This is a genomic window from Aquimarina sp. AU58 (assembly GCF_900312745.1).
Classification (GTDB): domain Bacteria; phylum Bacteroidota; class Bacteroidia; order Flavobacteriales; family Flavobacteriaceae; genus Aquimarina; species Aquimarina spinulae.
This window is the reverse complement of the sequence record NZ_OMPD01000014.1, coordinates 1,599,473-1,616,168: the sequence shown is the minus strand read 5'-3', so window position 1 is coordinate 1,616,168 and position 16,696 is coordinate 1,599,473. Positions and strand designations below refer to the sequence as shown.

Annotated in this window: 18 protein-coding genes; 3 read left to right on the top strand and 15 right to left on the bottom strand. The window is 32.9% G+C overall.

What is annotated here, in order from left to right:
• The first annotated feature begins 7 nt into the window (after positions 1 to 7).
• The 3 genes from DK441_RS18380 to DK441_RS18370 are packed head-to-tail and all read left to right on the top strand — an operon-like array spanning position 8 to position 2,850.
• Positions 8 to 1,504, top strand: coding sequence for an NAD(P)/FAD-dependent oxidoreductase (locus DK441_RS18380; protein WP_109851979.1), 1,497 nt, complete (start codon positions 8 to 10; stop codon positions 1,502 to 1,504).
• A gap of 30 nt (positions 1,505 to 1,534) precedes the next feature.
• The gene (locus tag DK441_RS18375; RefSeq protein ID WP_109851978.1) at positions 1,535 to 2,374 is read left to right on the top strand and encodes a phytoene/squalene synthase family protein; all 840 of its coding nucleotides are present in this window, start codon (positions 1,535 to 1,537) and stop codon (positions 2,372 to 2,374) included.
• A gap of 26 nt (positions 2,375 to 2,400) precedes the next feature.
• Positions 2,401 to 2,850, top strand: a complete 450-nt coding sequence (locus DK441_RS18370) for a beta-carotene hydroxylase (protein ID WP_370444328.1) — start codon at positions 2,401 to 2,403, stop codon at positions 2,848 to 2,850.
• 3 nt (positions 2,851 to 2,853) lie between these two features.
• Here DK441_RS18370 and DK441_RS18365 read toward each other — a convergent pair whose 3' ends face one another.
• From DK441_RS18365 to DK441_RS18285, 15 genes are all read right to left on the bottom strand, one after another.
• Positions 2,854 to 3,414, bottom strand: a complete 561-nt coding sequence (locus DK441_RS18365; RefSeq protein ID WP_109851976.1) for a TlpA disulfide reductase family protein — start codon at positions 3,412 to 3,414, stop codon at positions 2,854 to 2,856.
• Between the two features lie 243 nt (positions 3,415 to 3,657).
• Positions 3,658 to 4,566 (bottom strand): hypothetical protein, encoded by a 909-nt coding sequence (locus DK441_RS18360; RefSeq protein ID WP_109851975.1) that lies wholly within the window; start codon positions 4,564 to 4,566, stop codon positions 3,658 to 3,660.
• Positions 4,567 to 4,638: 72 nt separating this feature from the next.
• Positions 4,639 to 5,307, bottom strand: coding sequence for a Crp/Fnr family transcriptional regulator (locus DK441_RS18355; protein ID WP_024768743.1), 669 nt, complete (start codon positions 5,305 to 5,307; stop codon positions 4,639 to 4,641).
• A gap of 134 nt (positions 5,308 to 5,441) precedes the next feature.
• Positions 5,442 to 6,887, bottom strand: a complete 1,446-nt coding sequence (locus tag DK441_RS18350) for a nicotinate phosphoribosyltransferase (protein WP_109851974.1) — start codon at positions 6,885 to 6,887, stop codon at positions 5,442 to 5,444.
• 301 nt (positions 6,888 to 7,188) lie between these two features.
• Positions 7,189 to 7,488, bottom strand: a complete 300-nt coding sequence (locus DK441_RS18345; protein WP_109851973.1) for a hypothetical protein — start codon at positions 7,486 to 7,488, stop codon at positions 7,189 to 7,191.
• 171 nt (positions 7,489 to 7,659) lie between these two features.
• Complete coding sequence (locus tag DK441_RS18335; RefSeq protein ID WP_160112168.1) at positions 7,660 to 8,094, bottom strand: hypothetical protein; 435 nt, start codon at positions 8,092 to 8,094, stop codon at positions 7,660 to 7,662.
• A gap of 192 nt (positions 8,095 to 8,286) precedes the next feature.
• Positions 8,287 to 8,952 (bottom strand): imm11 family protein, encoded by a 666-nt coding sequence (locus tag DK441_RS18325; protein WP_160112167.1) that lies wholly within the window; start codon positions 8,950 to 8,952, stop codon positions 8,287 to 8,289.
• Positions 8,953 to 9,114: 162 nt separating this feature from the next.
• The gene (locus DK441_RS18320) at positions 9,115 to 9,843 is read right to left on the bottom strand and encodes a metallophosphoesterase (RefSeq protein WP_109851968.1); all 729 of its coding nucleotides are present in this window, start codon (positions 9,841 to 9,843) and stop codon (positions 9,115 to 9,117) included.
• Between the two features lie 69 nt (positions 9,844 to 9,912).
• The gene (locus DK441_RS18315; protein ID WP_109851967.1) at positions 9,913 to 10,458 is read right to left on the bottom strand and encodes an RNA 2'-phosphotransferase; all 546 of its coding nucleotides are present in this window, start codon (positions 10,456 to 10,458) and stop codon (positions 9,913 to 9,915) included.
• Positions 10,459 to 10,461: 3 nt separating this feature from the next.
• On the bottom strand, positions 10,462 to 10,938 hold the full coding sequence (locus tag DK441_RS18310) for a macro domain-containing protein (protein ID WP_109851966.1): 477 nt from the start codon (positions 10,936 to 10,938) through the stop codon (positions 10,462 to 10,464).
• On the bottom strand, positions 10,935 to 11,570 hold the full coding sequence (locus tag DK441_RS18305) for a DUF4291 domain-containing protein (protein ID WP_109851965.1): 636 nt from the start codon (positions 11,568 to 11,570) through the stop codon (positions 10,935 to 10,937). The genes DK441_RS18310 and DK441_RS18305 overlap by 4 nt, the downstream gene beginning before the upstream one ends.
• On the bottom strand, positions 11,567 to 12,025 hold the full coding sequence (locus DK441_RS18300; RefSeq protein WP_109851964.1) for a nucleoside 2-deoxyribosyltransferase domain-containing protein: 459 nt from the start codon (positions 12,023 to 12,025) through the stop codon (positions 11,567 to 11,569). The genes DK441_RS18305 and DK441_RS18300 overlap by 4 nt, the downstream gene beginning before the upstream one ends.
• Before the next feature lie 55 nt (positions 12,026 to 12,080).
• Positions 12,081 to 12,902, bottom strand: coding sequence for a ribose-phosphate diphosphokinase (gene prs / locus DK441_RS18295; RefSeq protein ID WP_109851963.1), 822 nt, complete (start codon positions 12,900 to 12,902; stop codon positions 12,081 to 12,083).
• Positions 12,903 to 13,041: 139 nt separating this feature from the next.
• Positions 13,042 to 13,722, bottom strand: a complete 681-nt coding sequence (locus DK441_RS18290) for an NUDIX domain-containing protein (protein WP_025666072.1) — start codon at positions 13,720 to 13,722, stop codon at positions 13,042 to 13,044.
• 478 nt (positions 13,723 to 14,200) lie between these two features.
• Positions 14,201 to 16,468 carry an aconitate hydratase gene (locus tag DK441_RS18285; RefSeq protein ID WP_109851962.1) on the bottom strand — a complete coding sequence of 756 codons (2,268 nt, stop codon included), beginning with the start codon at positions 16,466 to 16,468 and terminating at the stop codon, positions 14,201 to 14,203.
• Positions 16,469 to 16,696 lie beyond the last annotated feature (228 nt).

The following is a 16,696-nucleotide window of genomic DNA, read 5'->3' as shown; positions in this document are numbered from 1 at the left end:
TTCAGTTATGTCTAAAAAGATAGTAATCATCGGTTCTGGGTTTTCATCGCTTTCTGCATCGTGCTATCTAGCTAAATCAGGATATGATGTTACTGTTTTTGAAAAAAATGCAACGATCGGTGGTAGAGCCGGGCAATTAAAAAAAGAAGGGTTTACATTCGATACTGGCCCCTCCTGGTATTGGATGCCTGATGTATTTGAACGTTTTTTTAGGGATTTTGATAAATCTGCATCTGATTATTATACGTTGGATAAATTACATCCTGCCTACAAAGTTTTTTTTGAGAATAATGAAAGCATTGCGATTGGTGATTCTTTAGAAAAAATATACGAAACCTTTGAAACTGAAGAAAAAGGAAGTTCGGTTAAACTACAAAAATTCATAAAAACTGCACAGAATAATTATGAGATTGCAATTAAAGATTTGGTGTATCGGCCAGGAGTCTCTTTATTAGAACTTGTTACAAAAGAAACACTTTTAAAGGTAGGTCAATTTTTTAGTACTATTTCTAAAGAGATTCGTAAAGATTTTAAGAGTAAAAAGTTAATCCAAATTCTTGAGTTCCCTGTATTGTTCTTAGGTGCCAAACCCAGTGATACTCCAGCTTTTTATAGTTTTATGAACTATGCTGATTTTGGATTGGGAACCTGGCATCCCAGAGGAGGAATGTATAGTGTAATAGCAGGGATGGAAGAATTAGCCAGATCGCTCGGTGTGACCATTCGGACCAATGCATCTGTCGAAAAAATAGTAACCGAAAACAATTGTGCTAAAGGTATTATTGTAAATGCCGAAAAAATAGGTGCTGATATTGTATTATGCGGAGCAGATTATCATCACGGAGAAACATTATTAGCACCAAAATATCGACAATATTCTGAAAAATATTGGGAGCGTAAAACTTTTGCTCCTTCTTCTCTACTCTTTTATGTAGGGTTTGATAAAAAACTACAAAATATTAACCATCATAATTTATTTTTTGATACCGATTTTGAGCAACATACCAAAGATATTTATGACACTCCCAAATGGACTGAAGACCCTTTGTTTTATGCCAATTTTACTTCTTTAACAGATCCAAAATCTGCTCCTGAAGGTAAAGAGAATGGATTTTTCCTTATCCCATTGGCTCCAGGAATAGAAGATACCAATGAATTAAGAGAACGTTATTTTGATAAAATTATAACTCGTTTTGAAGCACTTACAAATCAAAATGTTAGGAATAACATTATCTTTAAAGAGTCCTTTTGTATTAAAGATTTTATAAAGAAGTATAATTCCTACAAAGGAAATGCATACGGGATGGCCAATACACTTTTACAAACTGCTTTCCTTAGACCTAAATTAAAAAGTAAAAAAGTACAGAATCTATTTTTTACCGGGCAACTTACTGTTCCTGGTCCAGGTGTACCCCCATCTTTGATTTCTGGAAAACTGGTTGCAGGATTAATCCAGAATCATTACCAGTATGATAAAAAGTTAAAACACAGTATACCAACATAACAAACTCAATTAAACCTTAAACTCTATTCTATGAAGTCTATTTTTGATACTGTATCGCAAAGTTGTAGCAAAATTGTTACGAATTCGTATAGTACATCTTTTTCGCTTGCTTCAAAAATGTTATCAGGCTCTATACGGCAGGATATATATAATATTTATGGTTTTGTGAGATTTGCAGATGAAATTGTAGATACATTTCATGAGTATGATAAAGAAAAATTATTTAATGATTTTGAAGAGGAAATGTACAAAGCAATTAAAAATAAGATTAGTCTAAATCCTATTCTTAATTCTTTTCAAAAGACGGTTCATCAATATAACATTAATCCAGAGCTATATGAAGCATTCATGAAAAGTATGCGACTAGATTTACATAAAACCAAATATTTAACAGATCAGGAATACAAAGATTATATTTATGGATCGGCAGATGTAGTTGGATTAATGTGTTTGAAGGTTTTTGTGAATGGAAATCCCGAAAAATATGCTACTCTAAAAGAAAGTGCGATGCATTTGGGTTCTGCTTTTCAGAAGGTTAATTTCTTACGGGATCTAAAAACAGATTTTGGAGATCTTAATAGAACCTATTTTCCGAATCTAAATTTAAATGAACTTGATGAAGAATCTAAACTTAAAATTATTAAAGAAATAGAAGAAGATTTTAATAAAGCATTACAAGGTATCCTAAAGCTTCCTGTTGAAGCAAAATTTGGGGTATATACTGCATTTGTTTATTATAAAAAATTATTAAATAAGCTTAAAAAAACTCCTTCTTTAGAAATAAAAAGCACACGTATACGAGTGTCGAATTATCAAAAATTTGGATTATTAGCAAAATCCTATTTCGACTATAGATTAAACTTAATTTAGCCGTATTTTTGTATAAAACCTATGTTGTGAAAATGTTTGTCCAAATATTAGTTTTTTTTGCTGCCTTCTCTATTATGGAGTTTATGGCCTGGTTTACTCACAAATATGTAATGCATGGTTTTTTGTGGTCATTACACAGAGATCATCATCATAAAGATCATGACAGTTGGTGGGAACGCAATGATTTATTCTTTGTATTCTATGCTATTGTTAGTATGTCTTGTATTTTATTTCATGATGCGCAAACATTTTGGGTAGGCAGAGCAATAGGCTTGGGTATTTTAGCCTATGGTATTGCTTATTTTGTAGTACATGATATTTTTATACATCAACGTTTCAAACTATTCAGAAATACGAAGAATTGGTACGCCAAAGGAGTAAGAAGAGCTCATAAAATGCATCATAAAAATATAAAAAAAGAAAAAGGAGAATGTTTTGGTATGTTAGTGGTTCCTTTTAAATATTTTAAAAATTAGATTCTATTCGGCTAATAGATTATCGATAGTTTCTCTTACTTTGGTACTGTTCCAGTCTGCTGCACCAACTTTATCAATAATGATGTTTCCTTTTTTATCTAACAAATATGTTGCAGGTATCGTTTTACTCACAAAAGGTTTTGGGTGTTCTGATAACGATCTATAGATAGGATAACTATAGTTTTTATTTTTCATAAACTTATTTAATTCTGGATCATCATCTGTAGTTACAAAGAGAAATACCACTTCATCTTTATAATCATTATATAATTTTTGCAAAGAAGGCATTTCTGCGATACAGGGAGGACACCATGTAGCCCAGTAATTGATTAAAACAACTTTATCTTTTGCTGTATTAAAATTAGTAGATTCAGTATTTACTCCATGTAATTTCCAATCATATGATGCTACCTGTGCTCTTTCTTCTACTTTTACTATTCCAGGGCTAAAAGAGAAAATTCTGGTTAAAAATATCTGCATCATTCCTCTGGTATTAGGAATAAAAAATAATATCAATATGATTGCAAAAATCACATTTGAAATGTTCTTTTTATTAAACTTCATCTATCTAAATCTTTTGTTTATCAGAATTCATATCATGAACTCGTTTGATTTTTTCCTCTATTGTCACCAATATTTTGATTAGTAACAAATTCTTGAGTCACCTTACAAAGTTATATAAATTAATGGCACTACATCTAAGCTATGATACAGACTTTATTTTTTAAAAATACAGGCTTATCTTAAAATTAATAAAGCGCAATCAAAGATTGCGCTTTAAAACTAACAAAAAATAACAATGAACTATTATCTTGTTACACTTCCCGAAGGAAATGAAGCACTATTAAGCTCAAAGGTATAACTAGTAGGTGCGGTATCTGTACCAGCTGTACCCACCAAAGGTTTCAATAAAAATGGTGCTGCGGCATTGTCTGGAAATGGCTCTACAGAAATCACAACTGTTTTTCCTCTAACATCTAATGGAAATGTTACTCCGTCTGGAGCATTTCTAAAAAAGTCTTCTCCTGGTAATTGTGGTCCATTAGAAGCAGTCTCACTAAATCCGGTAAGATCTCCTGCATTATCATCTGCAGTATTATTCATCGTGAATGTTCCGGTAGAAAGTGGTACTCCATCTGCTACTACCCATCCTTCATATTTCCATCCTGCATCGAGAACTGGTAAAGTTAAATTCGCTGCTGGTGGCATCCCTGGGGTACCAAACCATACTCCAAATTGATCATTACCGTTATTAGCAGTTCCCGAAGCCTCATCTGTTGGGGTTCTTAAGAAAAATCCTCCTGCCGAAGCTGAAAAATCTCCTTCTCCTACAGGTCCTAACCCTACTGTTGCTGTATTACCGGTTCCAAAATCGCCTTTTAATAGTTTTGTATCTGCTGGCGCTGGGTTTGGATCGGGGTTAGGCTCTATTGTTAATACAAAAGCTGCCGCTGCCTTAAGTGATTCTGTATTTACCATGAAAGAAGTACTAGATAATTCTCCTGCACTATTTACAGAAAATGTTCCTGTAGAAACCGGAGCTTCATTAACGATAATCCATCCTTCATAAAGGTAATCGTTTCCTAAGTCTTCTAATCCACTAAGATTAAGGGTTATATTCGATTCTGTAGGTACATTACCAGAATCATCATCATTGTTACAGGAAGAAAAAATACATCCGATAACCAGAGTACCTATAATTACTTTTTTAAACATCGCTTTTTTTTTATGATTATTAGATCATAAAATTAGCGACATTGAAGTTTTTAAAATGTTAGCCACCTAACATTAAGCAACATTTTTTAAACGAATCTCTTTTCTATTAAAATCTATGACGTTAGATTCCTTTAATTCGTTTAGAATAATATTTAGGGTTGGTCTGGATGTACCGATAAGATGAGCTATGTCTTTTTGGGTATAAGGGTGTTCTATTACCATATCGCCTGTATATGGGCAACAGTGTCCGTAGTCTTCTTTAAGCTCATTTAAGAACTCTAATAATCTTGTTTTGGTATCTTTAAAAAGCAGTAACTGTAGTCTTCTTTCTAAGCGTTTAAAACGCATACCTATAAATTTATAGATTCTAAGACTAAAAGATTGATTCTCGCGCATGAGTCCGTGCATGGTTTCTACACCAATAGGACAAATAGAAGTTGTATTGTCGACAGATTGCGCAAACTCTGTTCTTTTATTTTCTCCAAGAATTGCTTTTTCACCAAAAATCTCTCCCCGGGTAAGAATAGCTTTTATTACTTCGTATCCATCTTCTGCGTAGTATCCAATTTTTACCTTCCCTTTTTCTATAAGATATACTTTGTTTGCAGAATCTTCTTCAAAATAAATATAGTCGTTCTTTCGGTAAGCATCAAAGTCGTGATCTTTTTTATACCTTTTGAACTTATGAGGGCATAATACCTTAAAGAGATCTGAATCCTCAAAAAACCAGATTGCACTCATGATGATTATGTTTTATGATGTTAGTTTATCTACTTATGTCGTAAAACACTCAAATCCCTTACATTATTGTATTAGAAACCCCTTAAAAGCTTAATTTTAAGGAGTTTTGCGAATTTTATGATAATAAACTTGATTTATTGAGTAATTCTTTTACGAATCGTAGACAAATTATCTTCTATCAGTAACTCTCCATCTTTAAAAACAGTTTTTAACAATCCTTGGCTTTCTTCGTGTTCAGAAACCTGATCTTTATACACTATTTTTCCTTGTTCCTCATATAGTTGAATACGTCCTTTTGCAGATTTTTTAGTACCATCATCTGTTATTGGGTCTTTAAATATTTCTCTTCCCTCACCCTGCACTTCTACATAAGTAGCTTTCATTGCAAATCCAAAAGTGTCTCGGGTATTATATTGATATGTAAAACTTCCTATTCCCAGAACTACATTGGTAGAAGCAAAACCTTTAGTTTTTAATTTTTCACAAATCTGGGTTGCTCTTTCGATGGTGATACTATCTCCATAGATAGCTCCAATCTTTGGACTCAACACTTTATATCCCTGATCATTTATGGTTCCTCCAAATTCATCCCAAAGCAGTTCTATAACACCTTTAGCAACTATTGGATCCTTATGATCACAACCACAGATAATATTTACAGGATCGCCAGAATCTGGTCGGATAACAAGTTTGCCTTCTCTTTCGAGAATTTCATTTTTTAGCTTAGGTAAATATTCTGTTAACACTTTCCAAAGATCCCAGGTATCAGATACTACAGATAATATTCCTGTAGGATATGTTTCTAGTAACCTTCTAAAAGTTCCTATTTCATCATCTTTACTTCCTGCACACATCACACTATGTTCTGTAGCATTTACGCTACCGATAACTAATTCTTTGGTAACATCTGCGTTATAATATGTTTCAAAAGCTTTTGCCACAGGTAATGTATCACTTCCAGAAAATGATAATGCATGTCCCATACCGCTAAGAATTGAAGATTCTGTACCCGACATTCCTCGCATCGAGAAATCATGACCTTGCCAGGTAATAAACGCTATATTATCACGATCTGTTTCTAATGCAAAAGAGGATAAAATGCTTTGATATTGTTTTGCAATAGTTGCAGAAGTACAAGGTTGCCAGATAATATTAGACAATAAGGTTTCTAGATAATTGGTAAGCCAGAAAAATTCTGGTTTGGTATTCATTACTGTAAACATTGGTACTCGAATAGGAACTTCTGTCCCTTCTGGTAAAGCTTTGATTTCAATGGGAAGATATCCCAAATCGTGTAACTCTTCGATGTGTGTAATATCATAATCTGTACCTAGATAATGATCTACATATTTTTTATATTCTGCAACCACTTCTTCTTTGGGAAGATTAAAAAAGTGTTCATTAAATTGTTTGATTAAATATTCTTTAATAAAATACTGCAATCCAAAAAATACCACATTATCAATTCCTGCAATTCTACTTTTTCTAGGTGTCCAGTTAGAATACACAAAAGTAGTTCCGTTTGGATATTGCTCTTTATGCCCTAATTTATAACCGTCTGTTAATAGTAATGGATTCATTTTTATTTTATTTTATTTTATTTTATTTTGCGTTATTTATACGCAAATATACATTACTTTACTTGAATAACAAAATACTTTTGAGCTCATTTTATCTTTTAAACTTTAAATTTACCCAAATACGTTGCTTTTATTCCTAAATTTTTATTTCCAGTACGTCCAAAATTTAACTGGTATATATTTACTGCACAAACCGAAAACATATGTAGTAGTACTTATACTTAAAAAGCGCTTCTTTTATGGCTACAATTACACTTGTATTAGATCATAATTGCAATTCTAAAGACATTTCTTAAAAGGTTTATTGTTTCGAATATTGCTCTTCTAAATAAGACATAAATATCTTCTGAAACTCCTTTAAAGTAACTTCTCCATTCTTAACAACCTCTCCATTTTCATAGAGGCTATAATAGGGTGATTTTTCTTTATCAAAGAATCGTATCCCATTATTTATGTCTCCTTTTATATTAGTATCAAATTGGCCAAAAAACAAAGGGATTTCTATTTGCTGGTATATTTCGTTTGTATTTTTATTTTTTTCAAACGATTCTAATAATTTTTCTAAAAAAATAGGAAAGCCTTTAATTGTATGTATATTCAATTGATAAAAATTCTATTCATCGGCCCTGTATATATCTCTATATTACCTTCTATACTTAACTTATCTAAATCTTCGTGAGTTAACTTTGAATATACAGCCGATCCTGTTTTTGCCCTATCTTTAAAGACAAAAGTGACTTTACTTTCTGGCGGGAAGCTTTCTGAGTCAGGATTAACTGTTACAATTCTCATCAATACATTGTCCTGATCCCAAAGTTCTCCAACCCATAAAGATTTTTTCAAAAAACAGATAATCTTTATAGTTTTTGTGTTGTAGTTCATTAATCTTTATGATATCTTTTTCTATATCAAATGAAATCCTATTGTAACTATGTCCCGCAAATATATCTACACTAAAACTATGTAATTTTTGATCTTTAATTCTTTTTGTTAAAAAACCATTTTCTATGTTTTGATATTCTACTCCTTCAATTATTTTTCCATTCTCATAAACAGATTTGATATCTAGAGTGATCGCTGTTTCCAATCCTTCCATTTCTTTTATCTGATCCAAAATATCTTTAGAATATTGATACATTTGATTCCCTTTCTCATAGTAATCTACCGTAAAAAAGTCTACATCCCCCCTTCTCAAAGTACCCATCATAAGGTTTACCGTTCTTCAATATTCCTTTATATAGTTGTTGTGGGTTATCTATAATTACAAAAGATGCGTCTTCTACTACAGATTCATTCATTTCTTGAGCTTTAAGTATATTAGTACTGAGCATTAAAAGCAAATACCCAAATATTTGAAAAGTAGATCGTAAAATCATGTAGTATTGATTATATTGATATATTAATCTTCGTATTCAGAAACTTTAGTAAACTTAATCCCAGAAGCGTTTATATTTTTGAAAATATCGACAATCTTTTTATGCATAAAAACCTGTCTTATAGACGTCCCAGCAATTTGAAAAATCAATCTATTATCCTCTTCAATTTTTTCTAATACTTGAATATCTAATGAGTATTTTAAAACTTCTAAATAACGATCTTCCTCATCTAACTCGTCCATCCCTTCTATTTCATCCAGAACAGATAGTTCTTTATCCAGACAATCTATCATCCCATAGAAATTAAGATACCAATAATTTTCATGCCATTTACCATCATCTCCTATGTATACAGCGGGGTAATATTGTAAGTTTAAAGTATCAAATTCGGAAAGTTCGTCCTTTAACTTTGTTGTTATTATAAAAGAAGAACTATCAAACATAACATCGGTCAAAGGTATTAAAACCCTACTATTTTTGTCTTCCTCCCTAAAAGCATTTGTAAAGAACAGTGGTTTTTGCCCCAAAACAAGCTTGTTGTATGAATAATTTCTCTGCGCTGTTCCATCAGTTGGCATCAGTGCAATTTGCTGTTCGTCTGAATATACTTTACATACGTAATATTCATCATTAAAATTATTCGTCTCTGTGATCGTAAAAGATTTACCTTCTACTGTAGATTTATTCATTTCTTGAGCTTTAAGCATACTAGTGCTGAGTATTAAAAGAAAATACCCTAGTATTTGGAAAGTAAATCGTAAAATCATTTAGCATATATTATAAGCAAAGATCAAGAATATCAGGCCAATGTATTACCCTGTTTACAGTGAAATATAATAACAATAATGGTATCAGTTTCTTCCTTGTTCATTAGAATATAAGGACGGAAGCGGATCGCTCTGCCAATATTCTTTGGTATCGATATCCATAATAGTTAGCTTTCCTTTGAAACCTGCTCCTGTATCCATATTCCAAAGGTTATAAGCTTTTATAGGTGTGTCCTTGCCGTATTCAATAGTAGGAGTATGCCCGATATAGATCTCAGAATAATGACTAAATCGTTTTGGCGGATCATCTTTTAAAACCATTTCCCCAACTTTATCAGCTAGTAATGCTGATTCCCATAACGTTCGGTCCCAATAATAATTAGAGTTGTACTCCTCTCTCCCAACTCCATGCATAGATGTGAATCCTGCATGTACAAAAAGTTTATGTTTTTCGTCGAGGTAATAATCCTTCAGTGCATTAAAAAACTCCTTATGCGTTTCTTTGGTAAGGAATCCGGATTGAATATAACTATTGATCGTCTCTTTTCCTCCATGTGCCAACCATACGGGGTTGGTTGCTCCTTTTTCTAGCCATAACCCGCACCACAGGTCATGATTTCCTCGTATAAAAACACATCTATTGGATGTAGAGAGGTTTATAAGTTCTTGTATTACTATAGCCGATTCGCTCCATCCATCTACATAATCTCCTAAAAAAATGAGTGTATCTTCTGAAGTTACATTTGCTCGCTTTAAAACCTGAAGTAAAGCTCTGTGTCCACCATGTATATCACCGATTACCAGGGTTCGCATAATTCTATTCTTAAAATACTTAAATTCTATAAGACCTCACAGGTTTTAAAAACCTGTGAGGTCTGGATATTATGATTTAAACTCAATATATTCTGAAGCCACTATATCGGTTAGCCATACTTCATTATCCGATTGATAGAACTCAATGCCCTTGGCATACATTTCACCTGATCTTATCGTTAGAATAATAGGTTTTCCTCTTCTGGATCCTACTTTTATAGCTGTTTCTCTTTCTTCACTAAGATGTACATGATGTCTGCTCATTTTTAGCAATCCTTTTTCTCTAATGGCATCCATAAATTTGGCTACAGTACCGTGATACAAGAATTCTGGCGGTTGCTTGGGTTGATACTCTAAATCTACCTTGATCGAGTGACCTTGATTGGCTCTAATCCTGGTATGGTCTTCATTAAAAGCAAAGCGCTGTTTATCACAGGATGCTACAACTTCTTCTAATACATCCATATTTAATTCTGGTCGATATCTTTTTACTTTTTGCAGTAATCCCTGTACATCTGCCCAACCATTTTCATCGAGTTGTATCCCTACTTTACCAGGGTTATGCCTTAGAATAAGGCTTAAAAATTTACTTATATGTTTATTGTTTGTTTTCATTTTTCATTCAAAATCATAGACATAAACGTCTAATTGTTTTTTTAATAGTGTATTTGTAATAATGGGTTCTATCATCTCCCACTTTCCTCCTGCTAATCCGCAACCAATTCTAGGCATGTGTATACTTGCATTAAGTTGTTTTGCTTTAATTGCAATTTGTTCTAAACATTGTTTAACTGCTTCATAACGAATCGGAACTTCGTTTTTCTTTATTTTTATTCCTTGTTGCCCAATCATATTGCCAACATATGTTTCTTCTGATACCTGAATTAGTTGAATTGCACCTAGTTCAAAATCATTATTTACTCGATCACGATACCACTTTCTGTACGCTTTCTCCGGTTCTTTCCATTTTTTAGAAATCGCCAACACAAAACCTTTTCCCCAACCTCCTAAATCATTACATATATGTACTATAATTTTAATTCCTTTTGCTTGAGGAACAGTCGCATCTCCTTGTAAATATGTTATTGTTTTCATTTCAGCTTTAAAAATACATTCAGTTTTTCATCCTTAAATATCAACGGTTTTTCTGCTGGAGTAACCAGATTTTCCAAATCTTTATTTTTTACGAATTTATATTGCTCACTAACAAAATCAGAAACATCTTCAATCTCCAAAATATCATCTTTTGCATAGCTTTTTATATACTCCTTTCTTAATCCAATCTGAATGGCTCGTTTTTCTAATTTTACTCCATATGGATCATGATCGGGATCCCATTGTAATCTCACGTTTGAGTTTTCAACATCCTCCTGCCAGGCTTCATACGACACATATAATTCTGGTTTAAATGAAGAATACACAGCATTTTTAACATAGTGCTCAAAAGCTTCTTTTTTGAGGTGTATCGCTAATACTACTTCTTGTCCTTCTTTTGTTCCCCAACCATTTCTATACATCATCCATAAAAAATTAGGTTTGATCCATGTCATTCGATCTAAGCTAAAAGCTCCTCCGAAAAATTGATTTTTTACTGCAAAATTCCCTATTTCGGGTCTATAAGATTGGTATACTATTATTTTCTCGTCATCATATTGTGCCATGATATGATACCCGCTTTGGGGCCATTCTTTCTCTTGTTCTTTATATTTTTTAAGTTGTAATTTCATTTTAATTTCTTCTTTACTTCATTAATCAATTCTTCTAAGCTGTTCACTTTTTGTACTCCGTACTGTTTACAAACAATATCTACATTTCCTTTTCTCCAAAATCCTTCTGGGCAGCATACTACCAATTTATTACTTCGTGCATATAATCCTAATTCTAATAGTGTTATAGGTGATTTTGTATGCGTATCAAAATTCATAATGATCATATCTGCTTTTTCTAAAGCTTCTAACTCCCAAAGTACCTGTTCCTTAAATGTCGGATCAGTTATTTTCTGCTCCCATGTATGATCCCAACTTTCTCTTCTGGGATTTAAAATTGTAACATTTTCTTCTAATAGCTCTTCTACCACCTTATCCTGCCATTTTTGGGCAACACCTGATTCAATGCTTCCTGCCAGAAAAACACTTAGGTCTTTATTCAATTTCGGAATAATTGGTGGTACTATTAGATTCATATTCTATTATTTTTGGATCGTATTCATTACCTACAAAATAGATTCTGGTCTATTCTTAAATAACAGGAATTTGCACTACTTTTTCTTCATCTACATCTCTAAATGAATTTGTTGTAAAAATAGTATCAAACGATTTTGTTAATTCTTCATACCCTTTACTAAAAATACCATGACTAATCACCAAACTCAATTTTCCAGCGTTTTTATCTTTTAAAGCTTTTGCCAGCCCTAGAAAAGTTCCTCCTCCATCACAAATATCATCGACAATCACACAATGTTTTCCTTTTAAATCATCTTCATATACCCTAAAACCTGATAAAGCTCCTGTTTTTACATCTCGTTTTTTAGAACATTCTACTACTTCTACTCCACCTAGAAACTCAGATACTTTATAGATTTTTTTTAATGCTCCCCCATCAGGAGAAATCAACACTACTTCTTCTTTGATAAAATCTAAACATTGCTTGACAAATTCATAATTCTGAATCACTTTTACACGATCTAATAACGCAGGAGTTACCTCAGAATGTGGATCAAAGATTGTTACCTTATTATAGTGTTGCCCGTTAATACTATCTGCATATACTTTAACACTAAGTGATTCTCCTGCAACCATCACCCTATCTTGCCTAGCAGCAGGGAAATATGGAATAAATACATCAATCTGCTTTACATTCATTCTACGTAACGCATCGGTAGCGATCAATAATAACCCTAGGTCATTAAACGAATTGATTCGTTGCGTAATCGTGATACTGTTCCCAATATTTTTATCTAAAATATTTATATGTGGTTCTCCTCCATTAAAAACAAATGACTTAAAATCAATAGATTTCTCAAAAGGTGTAAACGATGGGTCCAAATGTAAATATTTCATAATTGTGTTATTTTTACGCAAATTTATAATAGAAAGATGACACCACAAAATATTTTGCGTAAAATTTACATTATTCTAATATACTATACCTTCAAATATACCTTTCTGAAGGTCAGCAATATTGATTGTAGTGATGATATTATTTAATATCAAATAGAAACCCTTCTTCTTTAAGTTTGAAGTATTGTTTTTTATTGAATTTAAAAAGGTTTGCCGGTCTACCTCTTCCTTCAGAGATTTTTTCGTCTAACTCCTCTAGGATTCCGAAGCTTAGTATTTTTTTCCTGAAATTTCGGCGGTCAATTACTTTTTGCAGAATAGTCATATATAACTTTTCGAGATCAGAAAACAAAAACTTATCGGCAAGCAGATCGAATCCTACGGGTTCGTATGTGAGTTTATTCTGCAATCTCTTTTTTGCAGTTTCCAAAATTTGAATGTGATCAAATGCCAAATCCGGAAGTTCGGTTACATCAAACCATGCAACATCTTTTGCATCGGTATCTGCTTTAATTGCATGATGTTCTGGTTTAACCAATGCAAAATAAGTAACACTTACTACCCTGTTTCTTGGATCTCTCCCGGGATTACCAAAAGAATACAATTGTTCTAAATAATCTATAGTTACATTGGTTTCTTCTTTAAGTTCCCTAACCACAGCTTGTTCTAAACTTTCGTTTTCCAAAACCAAACCTCCCGGTAAAGCCCAGGAATCTTTAAAAGGGTCTATATTTCTTTTTATCAACAAGACATTAAGTGTCTTGTCTTTATATCCAAAGACTACAGCATCAACAGCAACTTTTATATTTTGGCGTACCATATACGCAAATTTACATATTTCTCTTTTGGAATAAAAAAACTTATCAATTTATATTTAAGAGATGTAGAACTTCAATACCAACTTATTTCTTCAAATTAGTATTATGATAATACCAGCTATACTAATTGAATACAAAAAAAGCAGTATTTTTATAGATAAGCTCATATCTTGAGAGCTATACAAAGTTCGGGATTATTACACAAAAGATTATGAAAAATACACTTTTAAACCTAGGAAAAAAATTATCCCGAACAGAACAAAAACAAATTAATGGTGGTGGCAATCCATGTAATACTTACAATGGACCAATAATTGTTAGTTGCAGTCAATATGAAGCATTGCCAGATCATCATAAAAATTGTGTTATGGTTAGCGTAGACTGTTTTCCTCGTTAATTCATTCCAAATCCAAACAAAAAAACTCCCAAAGATGATCTTTGGGAGTTTTTATATATTAATTGCTCTTTTATATTATTGTCTTAGGCATTCTGCTTTTTGATCAAGTTTAATGCAGAACCTTCTTTAAACCATTCTATTTGTGAATCATTATAGGTATGATTTAACATCGCAGTATCTTTAGATCCATCTGCATGAACAATTTCTAATGTTAATTGTTTTCCTGATGCAAATTGATCAAGATCTGTAAAGTTAAAGGTATCATCTTCTTGTATCAAATCATAATCACTTTCATTAGCGAATGTTAAACCAAGCATCCCTTGTTTTTTAAGGTTGGTTTCGTGGATACGAGCGAATGATTTTACAATTACTGCACACACTCCTAGATGACGTGGCTCCATTGCTGCATGTTCTCGTGATGATCCTTCTCCGTAGTTATGATCTCCTACAACAATTGTAGGTACTCCTGCAGCTTTATAGGCTCTTGCAGTATCTGGCACACCACCAAACTCTCCTGTTAATTGATTTTTAACAAAGTTTGTTTTTTTACCATATGCATTTACAGCTCCAATCAAACAGTTATTAGAAATATTATCCAAATGACCTCTGTAACGTAACCACGGCCCTGCCATAGAAATATGATCTGTAGTACATTTACCAAATGCTTTTATAAGCAATTTAGCTCCTTTAATTTCATTACCTATTGGCACAAATGGTGTTAATAACTGTAATCTTTCTGAGGTTGGACTTACTTTTACCTCTACACCACTACCGTCTTCAACCGGAGCTAAATATCCATTATCTTTTACTTCAAACCCTTTTGGTGGTAACTCCCATCCTGTTGGCTCATCAAACATTACCTCTTCTCCGTTTTCGTTAATTAACTTATCGGTTAACGGGTTAAAATCCAGTCGTCCCGAAACTGCAATAGCAGCAGTTAATTCTGGCGATGCAACAAAAGCATGTGTATTAGGATTACCATCTGCACGCTTAGCAAAGTTTCTATTAAAAGAGTGTACGATACTATTTTTTGGTGCATTTTTTGGATCGTTATATCTTGCCCATTGTCCGATACAAGGTCCACAAGCATTGGTAAATATTTTTGCATCTAGTTTTTCAAATATCCCAAGGATACCATCTCTATCTGCTGTATATCTTACTTGTTCAGAACCTGGATTGATTCCTAATTCTGCTTTCATTTTCAAACCTTTGTCCAACGCTTGTTGTGCGATTGAAGAAGCACGAGATAAATCTTCGTAAGAAGAGTTTGTACAAGATCCTATTAGTCCCCATTCTACTTGAATTGGCCAATCATTAGCTTTTGCTTTTTCTGTCATTGTACTACCAACTGCTGTTGATAAATCTGGTGTAAAAGGTCCGTTTAACAATGGTCCTAATTCAGATAAATTAATTTCGATTACCTGATCAAAATATTGTTCTGGATTTGCATATACCTCTGGGTCTGCTGTTAAGTGTTCTTTTACTTTGTTTGCTGCATCTGCTACATCTGCTCTTTCTGTCGCTCTTAAGTAACGCTCCATAGACTCATCATAACCAAAGGTAGATGTTGTTGCACCAATTTCGGCACCCATATTACAAATAGTCCCTTTTCCTGTACACGACATTGATGTCGCCCCTGGTCCAAAATATTCTACTATAGCACCAGTTCCTCCTTTTACAGTAAGAATTTCTGCTACTTTTAAAATTACGTCCTTAGGTGCTGTCCAACCAGATAACTTACCTGTTAATTTTACACCAATTAACTTAGGGAATTTTAATTCCCAGGCCATACCTGCCATAACATCTACTGCATCTGCTCCACCTACACCAATTGCAACCATTCCTAGACCACCTGCATTTACTGTATGAGAATCTGTTCCGATCATCATTCCTCCAGGGAAAGCATAGTTTTCTAGTACTACCTGGTGAATAATACCTGCTCCTGGTTTCCAGAATCCAATTCCATATTTATCAGATACCGATTCTAAGAAGTTAAACACTTCACTACTAATATCATTAGCATTTTTTAAATCTTTTGCTGCACCTTCTTTTGCCTGGATCAAGTGATCACAATGCACTGTCGTTGGCACTGCTACTTTATTTTTACCAGCTTGCATAAATTGCAATAATGCCATTTGAGCTGTTGCATCCTGACAAGCGATACGATCTGGTGCAAAATCAACATAATCTTTACCTCTTGTAAACGCTTTTTTAGTTTTTACGTCCCACAAATGTGAATACAAAATTTTCTCTGCCAAGGTTAAAGGTTTACCTGTAACTTCGCGTGCTGCATCAACACGGTCGGCTACCTGACTGTATACCTTTTTTATCATATCGATATCGAATGCCATCTCTAATTATTTTTTAGTATTGAAAAGTCTTGCGAAAATACGAATTTTAAAGGATTTTCTTAAATGAATACATTTAATCCCTTCTTTTTGCATTTTTAAAAAAATATAAGGCTTCATTTATTGAAATTCATAAATTAGAATTACGAAAATTACAATATCGCTAAAAATTAAGATAAGAAAATACTTCGCTATTTCTTCAATTCACGAAAACGTTATAGTTATTTTTCA

Excerpts from the sequence above, each read along its gene's own strand:
- DK441_RS18380 (WP_109851979.1), top strand. The coding sequence starts at position 8 with ATGTCTAAAAAGATAGTAATCATCGGTTCTGGGTTTTCATCGCTTTCT.
- DK441_RS18375 (WP_109851978.1), top strand. The coding sequence starts at position 1,535 with ATGAAGTCTATTTTTGATACTGTATCGCAAAGTTGTAGCAAAATTGTT.
- DK441_RS18365 (WP_109851976.1), bottom strand. The coding sequence starts at position 3,414 with ATGAAGTTTAATAAAAAGAACATTTCAAATGTGATTTTTGCAATCATA.
- DK441_RS18360 (WP_109851975.1), bottom strand. The coding sequence starts at position 4,566 with ATGTTTAAAAAAGTAATTATAGGTACTCTGGTTATCGGATGTATTTTT.
- DK441_RS18355 (WP_024768743.1), bottom strand. The coding sequence starts at position 5,307 with ATGAGTGCAATCTGGTTTTTTGAGGATTCAGATCTCTTTAAGGTATTA.
- DK441_RS18350 (WP_109851974.1), bottom strand. The coding sequence starts at position 6,887 with ATGAATCCATTACTATTAACAGACGGTTATAAATTAGGGCATAAAGAG.
- DK441_RS18335 (WP_160112168.1), bottom strand. The coding sequence starts at position 8,094 with ATGATGGGTACTTTGAGAAGGGGGGATGTAGACTTTTTTACGGTAGAT.
- DK441_RS18325 (WP_160112167.1), bottom strand. The coding sequence starts at position 8,952 with ATGAATAAATCTACAGTAGAAGGTAAATCTTTTACGATCACAGAGACG.
- DK441_RS18320 (WP_109851968.1), bottom strand. The coding sequence starts at position 9,843 with ATGCGAACCCTGGTAATCGGTGATATACATGGTGGACACAGAGCTTTA.
- DK441_RS18315 (WP_109851967.1), bottom strand. The coding sequence starts at position 10,458 with ATGAAAACAAACAATAAACATATAAGTAAATTTTTAAGCCTTATTCTA.
- DK441_RS18310 (WP_109851966.1), bottom strand. The coding sequence starts at position 10,938 with ATGAAAACAATAACATATTTACAAGGAGATGCGACTGTTCCTCAAGCA.
- DK441_RS18305 (WP_109851965.1), bottom strand. The coding sequence starts at position 11,570 with ATGAAATTACAACTTAAAAAATATAAAGAACAAGAGAAAGAATGGCCC.
- DK441_RS18300 (WP_109851964.1), bottom strand. The coding sequence starts at position 12,025 with ATGAATCTAATAGTACCACCAATTATTCCGAAATTGAATAAAGACCTA.
- prs (WP_109851963.1), bottom strand. The coding sequence starts at position 12,902 with ATGAAATATTTACATTTGGACCCATCGTTTACACCTTTTGAGAAATCT.
- DK441_RS18290 (WP_025666072.1), bottom strand. The coding sequence starts at position 13,722 with ATGGTACGCCAAAATATAAAAGTTGCTGTTGATGCTGTAGTCTTTGGA.
- DK441_RS18285 (WP_109851962.1), bottom strand. The coding sequence starts at position 16,468 with ATGGCATTCGATATCGATATGATAAAAAAGGTATACAGTCAGGTAGCC.